Genomic DNA, 16063 nt, shown 5'->3' with positions numbered 1-16063 from the left:
AACCTCGTTTGTATAACAAGAAAAAACAGCCCTGCCATGACCCAGAATTACAGCCAGCTGCGCAAGTTCGTTTCTCCGGAAATCATCTTCGGTGCCGGTTGTCGGCATAACGTCGCCAACTTCGCCATTACCTTCGGTGCCCGCAAGGTTCTGCTCGTCTCCGATCCGGGGGTAGTCGCCGCCGGTTGGGTGGCCGATGTCGAGGCCAGCCTGCAAGGGCAGGGCATCGACTACGTGCTTTATACCCAGGTATCGCCCAATCCCCGTGTCGAAGAAGTGATGCTCGGCGCCGAGCTGTACCGCGAGCACGGCTGCAATGTGATCGTGGCGGTGGGCGGCGGCAGCCCGATGGATTGCGCCAAGGGCATCGGCATCGTCGCAGCCCATGGCCGCAGCATTCTCGAATTCGAGGGCGTGGACACCATCCGCGTGCCCAGCCCGCCGCTGATCCTGATCCCGACCACCGCCGGCACGTCGGCCGACGTGTCGCAGTTCGTGATCATCTCCAACCAGCAGGAGCGGATGAAGTTTTCCATCGTCAGCAAGGCGGTGGTGCCGGATGTGTCGCTGATCGACCCGGAAACCACCCTGAGCATGGACCCGTTCCTGTCGGCCTGTACCGGCATCGATGCGTTGGTGCACGCCATCGAGGCCTTTGTCTCTACCGGCAGTGGCCCGCTCACCGACACCCACGCCCTGGAGGCCATGCGCCTGATCGGCGGCAATCTGGTGCAGATGATCGCCAATCCCCATGAAATAGCCCTGCGCGAGAAGATCATGCTCGGCAGCATGCAGGCTGGCCTGGCCTTCTCCAACGCCATTCTCGGCGCGGTGCATGCCATGTCGCACAGCCTCGGTGGCTATCTCGACCTGCCGCACGGCCTGTGTAATGCAGCGCTGGTCGAGCACGTGGTGGCGTTCAACTACAGTGCCGCGCCGGATCGCTTTCGCATGGTGGCCGAAGCCCTCGGCATCGATTGCCGTGGCCTGACCCATCCGCAGGTGCGTCTGCGCCTGATCGATCACCTGATCGAGTTCAAACGTGCGGTGGGCTTCCACGAGACGCTGAGGCTGCACGGTGTAGGTAGCTCGGACATTCCATTCCTGTCACGGCACGCCATGGGCGACCCGTGCATCCTGACCAACCCGCGCGAATCGAGTCAGCGCGACGTAGAAGTGGTGTATGCAGAAGCACTCTGAAGCCAGCCCTTCGACGGAAAGCTCCTCGGTGGCTAACTCTCCGATGGCGGGCCCCTCGACGGCGAGCCCCTCGATAGCGAGCCCTGCCGAAGATCAGCAGCGTGCGCTGGCGGGCCTGCTTGGCCTGGGCAGTCAATCTGCCCGCAAAAGCCACTACGCCGAGCTGGTGGCGCGGCTGGAGGAGCTGGAAACCGAGCGCAACCGCTACAAATGGCTGTTCGAACATGCCGTGCACGGCATCTTCCAGGCCAGCCTGCACGAGGGCCTGCGGGCCGCCAATCCGGCGTTGGCGCGCATGCTCGGCTATCAGGATCCGCAGGCGGTGCTGTGGTCGCTGACCGACCTGGCCGAGCACCTGTTCGTTGGTGGGCGCGCTGAACTCGAGAAAATTCGTGATGTGTTGGCCCGGCAGCCGGGGTTGTTTGGCTACGAGACCCGCCTGCGCCGTCGTGATGGCAGCGCGATCGACGTGCTCATGAATATCCTGCTCAAGCCCGATGAGCCTGGTCTGTTCGAGGGTTTTGTCGCTGATATCACCGAGCGCAAGCTGGCCCAGTCGCGCCTGCAGCAGCTCAACGAGGAGCTGGAGCAGCGCGTGGCCAGCCGTACCGACGAACTGCTGGCGGTCAACCACAGCCTGCACCTGCAGATTGGCGAGCGAGCCCGGGCCGAGCATGAGCTGCGCAAGGCGCGCGATGCCGCTGAAGAGGCCAACCGCAGCAAGGACAAGTACCTGGCGGCGGCCAGTCATGACTTGCTGCAACCGTTGAATGCCGCACGCCTGCTGATTTCTACCCTGCGCGAGCGTGAGCTGGGCGAGTCGGCACAGAATCTGGTGGAGCGGGCGCACCAGGCGTTGGAGGGGGCGGAAGATCTCCTGTCCGACCTGCTGGATATCTCCAAGCTGGACCAGGCGGCGATCAAGCCGGATATCGACCTCTATCGCCTGGATGAGCTGCTGGCACCTTTGGCCTCGGAGTTCGAGCCGGTTGCCACTCAGGCCGGCCTGCGTCTGCGCGCGCGCATTCCTGCCTATGCCATTCATACCGATGCCCGGTTGCTCAGCCGCATCCTGCGCAACTTCCTCAGCAATGCCTGTCGCTACACCGAGCGGGGCGGGGTGCTGCTGGGGGTGCGCAAGCGGGGCGCGCTCCTGCACATCGAGGTATGGGACAGCGGGCGTGGTATTGCCGAGGATCAGCAGCAAGCGATCTTCCGCGAATTCCTGCAACTGGATGTCGGTCGCTCGAACGAACGCAAGGGCGTGGGGCTGGGGCTGGCCATCGTCGAGCGTATCGCCGGCATGCTTGGCTACCCGATTCAACTGCGTTCGCGGCCGGGGCGGGGTTCCTGTTTCAGCATTCTCGTGCCGTTGGCGGAGGATCAGCCCGTGGTGGCCAGCGTGGCGCAATTGCCGCAGCCGGTGGTTGGCAATCCGCTACCCGGCAAGCGCTTGCTGGTGCTGGATAATGAACCGGCGATCCTGCAGAGCATGGCCGATCTGCTTGGCTTGTGGGGCTGCGAGGTACTGGTCGCGGCTGATCAGGAGCAAGCCTTGCAGCAGTTGCAGGGGCAGACGCCTGATTTGCTGGTGGTCGACTACCACCTCGATAACGGCGTGACCGGGTGCGATGTGGTGCGGACACTGCGCGCTCACTTTGCACAGCCGATTCCGGCGGTGATGATCACTGCCGACCGTTCGGACCAATGCCGGGTGCAATTGCAGGCGCTGAAAGTGCCATTGCTGAACAAGCCGGTGCGACCGGGCAAGCTGCGTGCGGTGCTTAGCCAGATGTTGGCAGGCTGATCCAGTAATGGCGCGGCAGCCTGGCTACCGCGCTATCTGACCCACGCCCAGGGCTTCAAATCCCCAGCTTGTCGCGCAGGGTGTAGTACCAGGCGCCAAGGGCGCTGAATGGCACCTGGAACAGGCGACCACCCGGGAAGGGGTAGTGCGGCAGGCTGGCGAAGGCATCGAAGCGCTCGGCTTGGCCGCGCAATGCCTCGGCGATGACCTTGCCTGCGAGGTGGGTGTAGGTCACGCCATGGCCGCTACAGCCTTGCGAGTAGTAAATGTTGTCGCCCAGGCGCCCGACCTGCGGCAAGCGCGACAGGGTCAGCAGGAAGTTGCCGGTCCAGGCGTAGTCGATCTTCACATTCTTCAGTTGCGGGAAGGTCTTGAGCATCTTCGGCCGGATGATCGCCTCGATGTTCGCCGGGTCGCGTGCACCATAGACCACACCACCGCCAAAAATCAGGCGCTTGTCACCGGATAGTCGGTAGTAGTCGAGCAGGTAGTTGCAGTCCTCCACGCAGTAATCCTGCGGCAGCAGGCTGGCGGCGACGTCATCGGACAGCGGCTCGGTGGTGATCACTTGGGTGCCACAGGGCATCGATTTGGCCGACAGTTCCGGCAGCAGGTTGCCCAGGTAGGCGTTGCCGGCGACGACGATGAACTTGGTCTTTACGCGGCCGTTGGGTGTGTGCACCACAGGGTTGGCGCCGCGCTCGATGCGTACCGCCGGTGACTGCTCATGGATCACACCACCCAGCGATTCAACCGCAGCGGCTTCACCCAGCGCCAGGTTGAGTGGATGGATGTGCCCGCCGCTCATATCGAGCATGCCACCGATGTAGTTCTCGGTGGCGACCACGTCGCGGATGCGCTGGCCGTCGAGCAATTCCAACTGGGTATGGCCGTAGCGTTCCCAGAGTTTCTTCTGCGACTCCAGATGACCCATTTGCTTGCTGGTCAGGGCTGCGAATACGCCACCGTCTTTCAGGTCGCACTGGATATCGTACTTGGCAATGCGTTCACGAATGATGCGACCGCCTTCGAAGGCCATCTGCCCGAGCAGTTGCGCCTGCTTGGCGCCTACGGTCCGTTCGATCACATCGATATCGCGGCTGTAACTGTTGACGATCTGACCGCCATTGCGTCCCGACGCGCCGAAGCCGACTTTGGCAGCCTCAAGCACCGTGACCTTGAAACCATTCTCCAGCAGGAACAGGGCAGTGGAGAGGCCGGTATACCCGGCGCCTATGACGCACACATCGGTTTCGCATTCGCCTTGCAGCTCCGGACGTGGCGGAACCGGATTGGCCGAGGCGGCGTAATAGGAGTGTGGATAAGGGGTGTGCGCCATATTGGAACCTATGTTCTTTATTTTTTACGTTTGTCCGATCCTACTCGACTTGAAAATTGCCGGCTAGTCTCCTCATGAACTATTTGAAAAGCCGCGATTGCTTTAAAAAATCCACTTTTTCAGAGGCTTAGCGAAAAAAGTATTGACAGTATTCGAGCTGTCCGTAAAATGCGCGGCCATTGCAGGCACATAGCTCAGTTGGTTAGAGCACCACCTTGACATGGTGGGGGTCGTTGGTTCGAATCCAATTGTGCCTACCAAATTAGAAAGGGGTCGTTTATACGACCCCTTTTTTATTGGCTGCTTGTCAGGGCTGCGGCTTTCTGAAAGCATCCACCGCTTCATTACTTCCAGTGACTGCGGTCCGTTCCGGTTGCCGCAAGGCTCCTGCCATCGTCAGGCAGGTATGTCGGCGGGTCGCTTCCTGGCTCATCCCAACCCACGTGACCTTTGGTAGGGGTCACCACTAGGAGAGGAGGCGCCATGCCCATCATTACTCTTCCCGACGGCAGTCAGCGTACATTCGATCGTCCCGTTTCCGTGCTCGAGGTGGCTCAGTCCATCGGTGCCGGTCTGGCCAAAGCCACGCTGGCTGGCAAGGTTGATGGCAGGCAGGTGGATGCCTGTGACCTGATCGAAAGCGATGCCACCCTGCAAATCATCACACCAAAAGACCAGGAAGGGCTGGAGATCATCCGTCACTCCTGCGCGCACCTGGTTGGGCATGCGGTCAAGCAGCTCTATCCGGATGCCAAGATGGTGATCGGGCCGGTCATCGAAGAAGGCTTCTATTACGACATCGCCATCGGTCGGCCTTTCACGCCGGACGATATGGCTGCCATCGAAAAGCGCATGGCCGAATTGATCGATCATGACTATGACGTGATCAAGAAGATGACCCCGCGGGCCGAGGTTATCGACGTATTCAAGGCGCGTGGCGAAGAGTACAAGCTGCGCCTGATCGATGACATGCCGGACGAGCAGGCCATGGGCCTGTATTACCACGAAGAATACGTCGACATGTGCCGTGGTCCGCACGTGCCGAACACGCGTTTCCTCAAGGCATTCAAGCTGACCCGGATTTCAGGTGCCTACTGGCGCGGCGACTCGAAGAACGAGCAACTGCAGCGTATTTATGGCACCGCCTGGGCCGACAAGAAGCAGCTGGCTGCCTATATCCAGCGCATTGAAGAGGCCGAGAAGCGCGATCATCGCCGCATCGGCAAACAGCTCGACCTGTTCCATACCCAGGAAGAAGCGCCGGGCATGGTGTTCTGGCACCCCAATGGCTGGACCCTGTACCAGGTGTTGGAGCAGTACATGCGCCAGGTGCAGCGCGAGAATGGCTACGTTGAAGTGCGCACGCCGCAGGTGGTCGATCGCATTCTCTGGGAGAAGTCGGGGCACTGGTCCAACTACGCCGAGAACATGTTCACCACCGCATCGGAAAATCGCGATTACGCGGTCAAGCCGATGAACTGCCCGTGCCACGTACAGATCTTCAACCAAGGCCTCAAGTCCTACCGCGACCTGCCGCTGCGCATGGCTGAGTTCGGTGCCTGTCACCGCAATGAGCCGTCCGGTGCTCTGCACGGCATCATGCGCGTGCGCGGTTTTACTCAGGATGATGCACATATCTTCTGCACTGAAGATCAGGTGCGTAAAGAAGCGGCGGACTTCATCAAGCTGACCCTGAAGGTCTACGCCGATTTCGGTTTTTCCGATATCGCCATGAAGCTGTCCACGCGCCCCGCGAAGCGTGTTGGCTCCGACGAGCTGTGGGATCGTGCCGAAGGTGCATTGGCTGAAGCGCTGAACGAGTCTGGCCTGGCCTGGGAATATCAACCGGGCGAGGGCGCCTTCTACGGCCCGAAGATCGAGTTCACCCTTCGTGATTGCCTGGGTCGTAACTGGCAGTGCGGCACCCTGCAATACGATCCGAACCTGCCGGATCGCCTGGATGCCAGCTATATCGATGAAGAAAACCAGCGCAAGCGCCCGGTCATGTTGCATCGTGCGATTCTCGGATCGTTTGAGCGCTTCATCGGCATGCTGATAGAGCATTACGCCGGAGCTTTCCCGGCCTGGTTGGCGCCGACGCAGGCAGTGGTGATGAATATCACCGATAAACAAGCCGATTTTGCCCTCGAAGTGGAAAAAACGCTGAATCAAAGCGGATTCCGTGCCAAGTCCGACTTGAGGAACGAGAAGATAGGCTTTAAAATCCGCGAGCATACTTTGCTCAAGGTTCCCTATCTCTTGGTTATCGGAGATCGGGAGGTTGAGACACGATCCGTTGCTGTGCGCACCCGCGAAGGCGTCGACTTGGGCTCCATGCCCCTCGAGCAATTCGCCGATCAGCTCAAGCAAGCGGTTTCCCGGCGTGGTCGCCAAGATTCGGAGTAATCATTATTAAGCGTGAAATGAGACAAGATAAACGAGCTGCACCTAAAGCACCGATCAACGAGAATATCTCGGCCCGCGAGGTTCGGTTAATTGGTGCTGATGGCGAGCAGATTGGCATCGTCTCTATTGATGAAGCACTGCGAGTTGCCGATGAGGCCAAGCTCGATCTGGTAGAAATTTCTGCTGACGCGGTCCCCCCGGTTTGCCGGGTGATGGACTACGGCAAGTCGATCTTCGAAAAGAAGAAGCAGATTGCCGCGGCGAAAAAGAACCAGAAGCAGATTCAGGTTAAAGAAATCAAGTTTCGTCCAGGGACGGAAGAAGGGGATTACCAGGTAAAACTACGCAACCTGGTACGTTTCCTTAGTGATGGGGATAAGGCCAAGGTATCGCTTCGATTCCGCGGTCGAGAGATGGCTCACCAGGAGCTGGGCATGGAGCTGTTGAAGCGGGTTGAAAATGACCTGCTTGAATACGGCGCCGTTGAACAGCATCCAAAGATGGAAGGACGCCAACTGATCATGGTCATCGCCCCCAAAAAGAAGAAGTAACCACCAGGGCACGGCAGGCCTTGCGGTTATGTTTATCAACTGAATGCGGAGTATCCGAACATGCCAAAAATGAAAACCAAGAGCGGTGCTGCGAAGCGTTTTTTGAAAACAGCTTCGGGTTTCAAGCACAAGCACGCTTTCAAGAGCCACATCCTGACCAAGATGTCCACCAAGCGTAAGCGTCAACTGCGTGGCAGCACCATGGTGCACCCGTCTGACGTCGCAAAAGTGGGGCGCATGCTGCGCGTTCGTTAATCTCAGTCAAGATATCTAGAGGTAATTACTCATGGCTCGTGTTAAGCGTGGCGTTATCGCTCGTGCTCGTCACAAAAAAATCCTGAAACTGGCTAAAGGCTACTACGGCGCGCGTTCGCGCGTGTTCCGTGTTGCCAAGCAGGCTGTGATCAAGGCAGGCCAATACGCCTACCGTGACCGCCGTCAGCGGAAGCGCCAGTTCCGCGCTCTGTGGATCGCTCGTATCAACGCTGGTGCTCGTGTCAACGGTCTGTCTTACAGCCGTCTGATCGCCGGTCTGAAAAAAGCGACCATCGAGATCGACCGTAAGGTCCTGGCCGATCTGGCTGTGAACGAAAAAGCGGCGTTTGCTGCGATTGTCGAGAAAGCTAAGGCCGTACTGGCTTAAGTCCCCGACAATCACCGGGCGTTTTGCCTGGTGCCAACGTCACCAATAGGGGAAGAGCTTTCGGGCTCTTCCCCTATTTCGTATCTGGAGTCCCTACATGGAAAACCTGGATGCATTGGTCTCGCAAGCGCTTGAGGCCGTGCAACACACTGAAGATGTAAATGCCCTGGAGCAGATCCGGGTCCATTTTCTTGGCAAGAAAGGCGAGTTGACGCAGGTGATGAAAACCCTGGGTAACCTGCCTGCTGAAGAGCGCCCGAAGGTGGGTGCCCTTATCAACGTTGCCAAGGAGCGCGTACAGGATGCGCTGAACGCCCGCAAGGAGTCGCTCGAACAGGCCGCTTTGAGCAGCAAGCTCGCCGCCGAAAAGATCGATGTGACCCTGCCTGGTCGCGGTCAGACTTCCGGTGGCCTGCATCCAGTGACTCGAACGCTTGAGCGGGTCGAGCAGTTTTTCAGCCATATCGGCTATAGCGTGGCCGAGGGGCCGGAAGTCGAAGACGACTACCATAACTTCGAGGCGCTCAACATTCCCGGCCATCACCCGGCCCGGACAATGCACGATACCTTCTACTTCAACGCGAACATGTTGTTGCGCACGCATACCTCGCCGGTTCAGGTGCGTACCATGGAGTCGCAGCAGCCGCCGATTCGCATCGTTTGCCCGGGGCGTGTCTATCGCAGCGATTCCGATATCACCCACTCGCCGATGTTCCATCAGGTCGAAGGCCTGCTGATCGACGAGGACATCAGCTTCGCCGATCTGAAGGGAACCATCGAAGAGTTTCTTCGGGTGTTCTTTGAAAAGCCTCTGGGTGTGCGGTTCAGGCCATCCTTCTTCCCGTTCACAGAGCCTTCGGCTGAAGTCGATATGCAGTGCGTGATTTGCAGCGGCAAAGGCTGTCGCGTCTGCAAGCAGACCGGCTGGCTGGAAGTGATGGGTTGCGGCATGGTGCATCCGAACGTGTTGCGCATGTCCGGCATTGATCCCGAGAAATACTCCGGCTTCGCTTTCGGCATGGGTGTCGAGCGCCTGGCCATGCTGCGCTATGGCGTCAATGACTTGCGCCTGTTCTTCGATAACGACCTGCGTTTCCTGGCGCAATTTCGCTAGGCCACATGACTCGTATCGAATGCGTTTAGGAGAACAGAGAGTATGAAATTCAGTGAACAGTGGCTGCGTAGCTGGGTAAACCCAGCCGTTTCGCGCGATGAGTTGGTTGCTCGCCTGTCGATGGTCGGCCTTGAGGTGGACAGCGTCACCCTTGCCGCCGGTCAATTTAGTGGCATCGTGGTTGGTGAGATTCTCAGTACCGAGCAGCATCCAGATGCTGACAAGCTGCGTGTTTGCCAGGTCAGTAATGGGGCTGAAACCTTTCAGGTGGTTTGTGGTGCGCCGAATGCGCGTCCAGGCATCAAGATTCCGTTCGCCATGATCGGCGCGGAATTGCCCGGTGATTTCAAGATCAAGAAAGCCAAGCTACGCGGCGTCGAGTCGTTTGGCATGCTGTGCTCGGCTTCCGAGCTACAGATCAGCGACGATAACAGCGGCTTGCTGGAACTGGCCGCCGAGGCGCCGGTGGGTAGCGATATTCGTACTTACCTGGAGCTGGATGATGCCAGTATCGAGCTAGGCTTGACCCCCAATCGCGGTGATTGCTTGTCACTGGCCGGGCTGGCACGTGAGGTGGGAGCAATCTATGCCGCTCAGGTTGTTCCGGTCACTATTGCCCCGGTTGCGCCCGTGCATGACGAGGTGCGCCCAGTTGATGTACTGGCAACCAAGGCTTGCCCGCGTTATCTCGGTCGAGTGATCAAAAATGTCGATCTGTCCAGGCCGACGCCTCTGTGGATGGTCGAGCGCCTGCGTCGTTCGGATATTCGCAGCATCGATGCCGTGGTGGACATTACCAATTATGTAATGCTCGAACTTGGTCAACCCATGCATGCATTCGATCTCGCGGAGATCAACGGTGGTATCCGGGTGCGCATGGCCGAGGAGGGCGAGAAGTTGGTTCTGCTTGATGGCCAGGAGGTCAGCCTACGCGCTGATACCTTAGTCATCGCAGACCACCAGCGTCCCCTGGCCATTGCAGGGGTTATGGGGGGCGAACATAGCGGCGTCAGTGCCGGTACCCGTGATCTGTTCCTCGAGAGTGCGTTCTTCGATCCCATTGCCCTGGCGGGTAAAGCACGTTCCTACGGTCTGCACACCGACGCCTCGCACCGTTATGAGCGAGGTGTGGACTCTCAATTGGCTCATCAGGCCATGGAGCGTGCTACGACCCTGCTATTGGAGATTGTTGGCGGCGAGGCTGGTGCGATCATCGAGGCAGTTAGCGAGGGTGATTTGCCGCAGATTGCCCCAATTACCCTGCGTGCCGAGCGTATCAGCCAGATGTTGAGTATGGAAATGGGCGCGGCAGAGATAGAGCGCCTGCTTTCTGCGCTCGGTCTGGACGTCTCTGCCCAGGGCTCCGGTGTCTGGACGGTTGGTGTGCCAAGCCATCGTTTCGATATCAGTCTGGAAGTGGATCTGATTGAGGAGCTAGGGCGCCTCTATGGCTACAACCGACTTCCAGTGCGCTATCCGCAAGCCCGCCTGGCACCCAAGGCTAAACCTGAGGCGCGCGCGGAATTGCCTGCCTTGCGTCGCCTGCTGGTTGCTCGTGGTTATCAAGAGGCGATCACCTATAGCTTCATCGATCCCAAATTGTTTTCCCTGTTTGCGCCAGGCATTGAGCCTCTGCAATTGGCGAACCCAATTTCGGCCGATATGGCTGCCATGCGTTCATCACTTTGGCCGGGTCTGGTCAAGGCGCTGCAGCACAACCTGAATCGCCAACAAACCCGCGTACGTCTTTTCGAAAGCGGCTTGCGTTTTGTCGGTCAACTTGGGGAGTTGAAGCAGGAGGCCATGCTTTCAGGTGTGATTACTGGCGGTCGTCTTCCCGAGGGCTGGGCTCATTCTCGTGATGATGTTGATTTCTATGACCTGAAGGCCGATGTCGAAGCGTTGCTCGGCTATGCTGGGGCGGGCCAGGATTTCCGTTTTGTTCCCGGCGAGCATCCCGCTCTACATCCTGGACAGACTGCTCGCATTGAGCGTGATGGTCGCGAGGTCGGTTTTATCGGGGCATTACATCCCGAACTGGCGAAGTCGTTGGGGCTGGATCAACCGGTTTACCTGTTCGAACTGGTACTTGGTGAGGTGGTGCAAGGGCATATGCCAGCCTTCAGTGAGCTGTCGCGTTTCCCAGAGGTTCGCCGAGACCTCGCTCTGCTGGCAGATCGTGATCTGGCGGCTGAGTTGGTGCTCGATTGCATCCGTGAAGCAGCTGGCGAATGGTTGACTGACCTTAGACTGTTTGACGTGTATCACGGTAAAGGTATTGATCCGCATAGAAAAAGCCTTGCCGTCGGCTTGACCTGGCAGCATCCATCGCGCACTCTTAATGACGATGAGGTAGGTGCGGTGACGCAAAACATCCTCAGCTCGCTGGAAGAAAGGTTTAACGCCACGTTAAGGAAGTAGCGTATGGGGGCTCTGACGAAAGCTGAGATGGCGGAACGTCTGTATGAAGAGCTTGGCCTGAATAAACGGGAAGCCAAGGAATTGGTTGAGCTGTTTTTTGAAGAGATTCGTCACGCGCTGGAAGATAACGAGCAGGTGAAATTGTCCGGTTTTGGCAATTTTGATCTGCGCGATAAACGCCAGCGTCCTGGACGCAATCCCAAGACAGGCGAAGAAATTCCAATCACGGCTCGCCGTGTAGTCACCTTTCGTCCAGGCCAGAAGCTAAAGGCCAGAGTTGAGGCATATGCTGGAACCAAGTCATAACGACGAGCTGCCGCCCATCCCTGGCAAACGTTACTTCACCATTGGTGAGGTAAGCGACCTCTGCGCCGTCAAACCCCATGTCCTTCGCTATTGGGAGCAAGAGTTCCCTCAGCTCAATCCTGTGAAGCGGCGTGGTAATCGCCGCTACTATCAGCGCCAAGATGTGCTGATGATCCGTCAGATTCGGGCACTCCTGTACGATCAAGGATTTACCATCGGAGGCGCGCGTCAACGCCTCTCTGGTGATGAGGCCAAGGATGACACGACCCAATACAAACAGATGATTCGTCAAATGATCGTCGAGCTAGAGGATGTATTGCTGGTATTGCGTAAGTAGTCTGCAGCAGTAAAAAAAACTTCCACAATTCAGCAGCTTATTGTAAAGTCCTCCCTGCTTTCAGTAACTCGGAAGCATCGTCGGGGCGTAGCGCAGCCCGGTAGCGCACTTGCATGGGGTGCAAGGGGTCGAGTGTTCGAATCACTCCGTCCCGACCAAAAAACCCTAGAAAATCCAGCCACTTAACGGTGACTGGATTTTTTTATGCCTGTAGGTTTTTGATGCTAGTGCTATTTTTATCTTTCTGGTTGCCAATTGGTTGCCAATTGAGATTGGCTAGGCTGTGAGGGCTTCCGGCAACCTGACGTGCTTGGCGCTACTGGAGCGGGGGACGCCATCCGAGCATTGGTTTGGCTTGGCGAGGCAAGCGCGGGGGATGCAGTTTCCAAACTTCATGAGCTGCTACCCGAGAGCGAATGGGGTGCTCTTGTGTCAGCTCACCGCTCGTTACCTATCTGGATGGCGAATGCAATCTGCGCTCAGTCGAGTTGCACCTGCACCCACCCTGTCAAGTTGGGCTAGCGGTTAGCTGTAGCCTACTTACCGCCAGACCGGCATTATCTGGGATGGGGCAATTCGATGTGAAAGCCCGTGAGGCTAGCCGCTGAGGTGCACCAGATGCGGCCTTTGTGAGCCTCAATGATGGATCGGGTGATTGCAAGCCCGAGCCCGGCGTTGCTCGGGCTGCCCTCCCGCCGAGCGGGGTCAACCCGGTAAAAGCGGTCGAAGAGCTTCTCTAGATGCTCTGAGCTGATTGTGTCCCCTGGGTTCTCGATACTGAAGGTAGTGGAGTCCTCTGTCTCGCGGATCAGAACCGAAATTGTCTGTCCCGCCGGCGTGTAGCGCAGCGCATTGGACAGCAAGTTGGATAGCGCGCGATCAAGCATCAGCCGATCTCCCAGCACTTGGCCTTTGCCTGTGAGCGATAGCTCAATGCCGCGCTCTTCGGCCAGAAGGTGGTAGTAGTCAAACAGCTTGAAGACTACGTCAGCCAGTTCGATCCTGGCCTGCTCGGGGATGATCAGGCCATTATCAGCCTTGGCCAAGAACAGCATGTCATCAATCATCCGAGACATGCGCTTCAAGTCCTCCAGGTTGGAGTACAGATTCTCCTCATAGGCATTGATATCGCGTTTTTTACTCAGCACGACCTCGGTGTGGGTCATCAGATTGCTGACTGGAGTTCGTAGCTCGTGGGCAATGTCGGCCGAAAAATTGGAGAGCCTAACGAAGGCATCCTCTAGCCGAGCCAACATCGCATTGAAGGAGAGAACCAGTTGCTGAAGTTCCCGCGGCACTGGTTCGAGAGGGATTCGCTCCTGTAACGAGCGAGCGGACATCCCGGAGGCCACATGAGTGACTTGCCGCAGAGGCCTAAGGCCGCTGCGAGCAACCACCCAGCCGAGTGCGGCACTGAACAGGGCGCTGATGACCAATCCAATCCAAAACCATCGTTGCAGCGTGTCGAAAAAGTGTGTGTGATTGGTGACGTCAAGAATCAGCAACGCAGTGAGCGGCTCAGCCTGATCGGCTACCGAGATTTGCTCCGTCATGCCACGGTACATGTGTTGGCCGTTCTGCCACTCCCACATGCTCTGCTCATTTGCACGTCTGAAACGCTCAGGTACTTCGACTGCTCTGGGGTCGGAAAACAGTACAGAACCGTCACTGGCCAGGATAGTGGCGGCCAGATCCTGATGGGCTCCCAGCAAAGCTCGCAACTGCGGTAATTCTTCCGAAAGGCTCGCTTCACCGCGAGCATTGTTGAGGATATGTTTGGCGGATTCGAGTTTCTCCACCAGGGCCTGCCGATCCAGCATCTTGAAGTGGTGCTGGCTGAGCATATTGAAACTCAGCCCTGCTACCGTCAGGACTGCAATTACCGCGGACATGAACATCAGGCTCATGCGGGCGGTCAGCGAGAGGTGCTTCATATTCACTCCGGCGCATCCATCATGTACCCCATGCCGCGGGCGGTATGGATCAGCTTGAGATCGAAATCGTCATCGATCTTGGCGCGCAGCCGACGGACAGCGACCTCAATGACGTTGGTGTCGCTGTCGAAGTTCATGTCCCAAACCTGCGAAGCAATCAGCGATTTCGGGAGCACTTCGCCGCGCCGGCGCAGTAGCAGTTCCAGCAGTGAAAACTCCTTCGCCGTCAGGTCAATTCTTTTCCCACCCCGGATCGCGCGCCGCTTCATCAGATCGACTTCGAAATCGGCAATTTTCATGGTGCTTTGCGTGGGTGAGCCATTGCCTCGGCGCAGCAGCGTTCTGACCCTGGCCAGAAGCTCTGAGAAAGCAAATGGCTTGATCAGGTAGTCATCCGCGCCCAGTTCCAACCCTTTAACACGATCCTCCACGCCATCGCGTGCGGTCAGGAACAGCACTGGGACGTCTTTTCCGGCGGCGCGCACCATGCGCAGCACTTCCCATCCGTCCAGCCCCGGCATCATCACATCCAGGATCAGCAGGTCATAGGGCTCGCTCAGCGCGTGCTGCAAGGCATCCGTACCTGTCATAACCCGGTCGACATTGAATCCCGCTTCGGTGAGGCCTTGCTGCAGATATGCACCGGTTTTGGGTTCATCTTCAGCTACCAGTAGTTTCATGCGAGCAGACTCCAAATATCGGGTGGCCTGAGTTTGCAGGCAAACCGCGGCCCCAACCAGAAGCTTACGAAAATGTAATTCTGGCTTCAGCTCGCTGACAGGGTGGCTTGTCTAAGGTGCAAGCATGAGCACTAGGTTGTGCTCTCGGCCCTCGACAGACCAAAAGCAGAGGTGCCGGCCATAGTTTGCACTGATGGAGACTGTCCCATGAAATCGCTGAAACCTTTGCTTCTGGTTGGCTCGCTACTGCTCTCTTCTATGGCTTGGGCCGAGGGGGGCAGCGACCGTGTATTCGAGCGCATCCAGCAGATGCGCGACAAAGCAGAAGTCGTGCTGAACCAGGCGGAGAAGGCCCCGGTCGGCGAGCGGCATGTGCACATGAAGGCGCATATGAACATGCTCGAAGACATCATGAGCCAGCTGCACAATGAACATCCCGCGCCAGACATGTCTGCCGAAGAGCATCTGGCCTGGATGGAGAAGCATGACAAGCTGGTAGACGACGTGCTGGGTCAAATGATTCGAGAGCACAAGCTGATGATGGCCGACAAGGAATGCCATCAGTAAAGATTTCCCCCATCTTACAGGCCTTTCGTGATTGCTCCTTCGGCCTAGCGGCGCCTTTATGGCGCCGTGCTTTTTCCCAGCTGACGCAATTGTAGTTTTGGGGTCAGCGGCCTGGCAGCAAGCGGGGAATAGCATGAGATTTCCAGCACCCATCTCGAGGTCTCACCATGAAACGCTTACCCCTTAAACTGCTGATCAGCACTCTGTTCATCAGCACCACCTTTCCGGCATTTGCCGAGGTCGGCGGCAGTAGCAATGGCATTGGGCAGCAGGCCCAGGCGACGCCAGCGACTCGTACCATCTTGGTAAAGATGGACGACATCAACTACAGCCAGAAAACGATCGATGTGAAGCCAGGTGAAACCGTGCGCTTCGTTCTGAAGAACGAGGGCGCGTTGATGCACGAGTTCAACATCGGGCAGGCAGCGTCCCAGCTGGAGCACCAGCGCAAGATGGCGTCCTTGTTCAAGGACGGCACACTGACCCCGACCGGCATGGCCGAGCGCATTGTCTGGCATGAGCGTTATGGCATGGGAGACTCCAACCCTCCAGGCTATCCGGAAGTCATCAAAGCCAAGCATGACGACCCGAACGCGGTTCTCGTCGAGCCCGGCACAACCAAAGAGTTCGTGTGGACCTTCCCTAAGGCGGGCAGTTTGAGCTTCGCCTGTACATTGCCTGGGCATTACCAGGCGGGGATGGTCGGTGAGTTTGCTCTGCGTTAGTCCGGCATCGGTGCTACCCGTTGGCCGCGAGCT

At 57.9% G+C, this 16063-nt stretch carries 15 protein-coding genes and 2 tRNA genes; 14 read left to right on the top strand and 3 right to left on the bottom strand.

The genetic code is table 11. The annotated features are described in order from the left end of the window. The first annotated feature begins 36 nt into the window (after window positions 1–36). Window positions 37–1200, top strand: coding sequence for an alcohol dehydrogenase-like regulatory protein ErcA (ercA, locus tag ACWPW0_RS12920; protein WP_447591188.1), 1164 nt, complete (start codon window positions 37–39; stop codon window positions 1198–1200). 43 nt (window positions 1201–1243) lie between these two features. Then, window positions 1244–3007, top strand: coding sequence for a PAS domain-containing hybrid sensor histidine kinase/response regulator (locus ACWPW0_RS12915; RefSeq protein WP_454256735.1), 1764 nt, complete (start codon window positions 1244–1246; stop codon window positions 3005–3007). Between the two features lie 55 nt (window positions 3008–3062). Here the strand turns inward: ACWPW0_RS12915 and ACWPW0_RS12910 are convergent, their stop codons facing one another. Further along, a complete protein-coding gene (locus ACWPW0_RS12910) occupies window positions 3063–4346 on the bottom strand; it encodes an NAD(P)/FAD-dependent oxidoreductase (RefSeq protein ID WP_454255513.1) in 1284 nt (427 codons plus the stop codon). A 183-nt stretch (window positions 4347–4529) separates the two neighbouring features. Here ACWPW0_RS12910 and ACWPW0_RS12905 point away from each other — a divergent pair. The 10 genes from ACWPW0_RS12905 (at window position 4530) to ACWPW0_RS12860 (ending at window position 12282) form a co-directional block, all read left to right on the top strand. Continuing rightward, window positions 4530–4606, top strand: a tRNA-Val gene (locus tag ACWPW0_RS12905). A gap of 223 nt (window positions 4607–4829) precedes the next feature. Further along, the gene (gene thrS / locus ACWPW0_RS12900; RefSeq protein ID WP_454255512.1) at window positions 4830–6752 is read left to right on the top strand and encodes a threonine--tRNA ligase; all 1923 of its coding nucleotides are present in this window, start codon (window positions 4830–4832) and stop codon (window positions 6750–6752) included. Beyond that, window positions 6752–7303, top strand: coding sequence for a translation initiation factor IF-3 (gene infC, locus ACWPW0_RS12895; RefSeq protein ID WP_178091857.1), 552 nt, complete (start codon window positions 6752–6754; stop codon window positions 7301–7303). The genes thrS and infC overlap by 1 nt, the downstream gene beginning before the upstream one ends. A gap of 60 nt (window positions 7304–7363) precedes the next feature. Continuing rightward, a complete protein-coding gene (gene rpmI, locus ACWPW0_RS12890; RefSeq protein ID WP_447591193.1) occupies window positions 7364–7558 on the top strand; it encodes a 50S ribosomal protein L35 in 195 nt (64 codons plus the stop codon). A 31-nt stretch (window positions 7559–7589) separates the two neighbouring features. Continuing rightward, complete coding sequence (rplT, locus tag ACWPW0_RS12885) at window positions 7590–7946, top strand: 50S ribosomal protein L20 (protein ID WP_454255511.1); 357 nt, start codon at window positions 7590–7592, stop codon at window positions 7944–7946. 97 nt (window positions 7947–8043) lie between these two features. After that, window positions 8044–9060 carry a phenylalanine--tRNA ligase subunit alpha gene (gene pheS, locus ACWPW0_RS12880; protein ID WP_447591195.1) on the top strand — a complete coding sequence of 339 codons (1017 nt, stop codon included), beginning with the start codon at window positions 8044–8046 and terminating at the stop codon, window positions 9058–9060. Between the two features lie 42 nt (window positions 9061–9102). Further along, window positions 9103–11481 (top strand): phenylalanine--tRNA ligase subunit beta, encoded by a 2379-nt coding sequence (gene pheT / locus ACWPW0_RS12875; protein WP_454255510.1) that lies wholly within the window; start codon window positions 9103–9105, stop codon window positions 11479–11481. Between the two features lie 3 nt (window positions 11482–11484). Continuing rightward, window positions 11485–11787: an integration host factor subunit alpha gene (ihfA, locus tag ACWPW0_RS12870; RefSeq protein WP_002553164.1), complete on the top strand. Its 303-nt coding sequence runs from the start codon at window positions 11485–11487 to the stop codon at window positions 11785–11787. Further along, window positions 11768–12124: a MerR family transcriptional regulator gene (locus ACWPW0_RS12865; RefSeq protein ID WP_447591243.1), complete on the top strand. Its 357-nt coding sequence runs from the start codon at window positions 11768–11770 to the stop codon at window positions 12122–12124. Before ihfA ends, ACWPW0_RS12865 begins: the two co-directional genes overlap by 20 nt. Before the next feature lie 81 nt (window positions 12125–12205). Next, window positions 12206–12282, top strand: a tRNA-Pro gene (locus tag ACWPW0_RS12860). 399 nt (window positions 12283–12681) lie between these two features. Here ACWPW0_RS12860 and ACWPW0_RS12855 read toward each other — a convergent pair. Both ACWPW0_RS12855 and ACWPW0_RS12850 read right to left on the bottom strand, forming a co-directional pair. Beyond that, the gene (locus tag ACWPW0_RS12855; protein ID WP_012018612.1) at window positions 12682–14058 is read right to left on the bottom strand and encodes a heavy metal sensor histidine kinase; all 1377 of its coding nucleotides are present in this window, start codon (window positions 14056–14058) and stop codon (window positions 12682–12684) included. A 2-nt stretch (window positions 14059–14060) separates the two neighbouring features. Further along, entirely contained in the window at window positions 14061–14738 is a 678-nt protein-coding gene (locus tag ACWPW0_RS12850; protein ID WP_447591246.1) for a heavy metal response regulator transcription factor, read from the bottom strand. Between the two features lie 207 nt (window positions 14739–14945). Here ACWPW0_RS12850 and ACWPW0_RS12845 point away from each other — a divergent pair, with 207 nt between their 5' ends. Together ACWPW0_RS12845 and ACWPW0_RS12840 are read left to right on the top strand one after the other, a co-directional pair. After that, on the top strand, window positions 14946–15305 hold the full coding sequence (locus ACWPW0_RS12845; protein ID WP_086975861.1) for a co-regulatory protein PtrA N-terminal domain-containing protein: 360 nt from the start codon (window positions 14946–14948) through the stop codon (window positions 15303–15305). Window positions 15306–15472: 167 nt separating this feature from the next. After that, window positions 15473–16030, top strand: a complete 558-nt coding sequence (locus ACWPW0_RS12840; protein ID WP_003139550.1) for a cupredoxin domain-containing protein — start codon at window positions 15473–15475, stop codon at window positions 16028–16030. Window positions 16031–16063: the final 33 nt, after the last annotated feature.

The sequence above is a fragment of the Pseudomonas sp. Marseille-Q8238 genome (assembly GCF_965111915.1).
The sequence above is the reverse complement of the archived record's forward strand: the minus strand, read 5'-3'. Positions and strand labels throughout refer to the sequence as shown.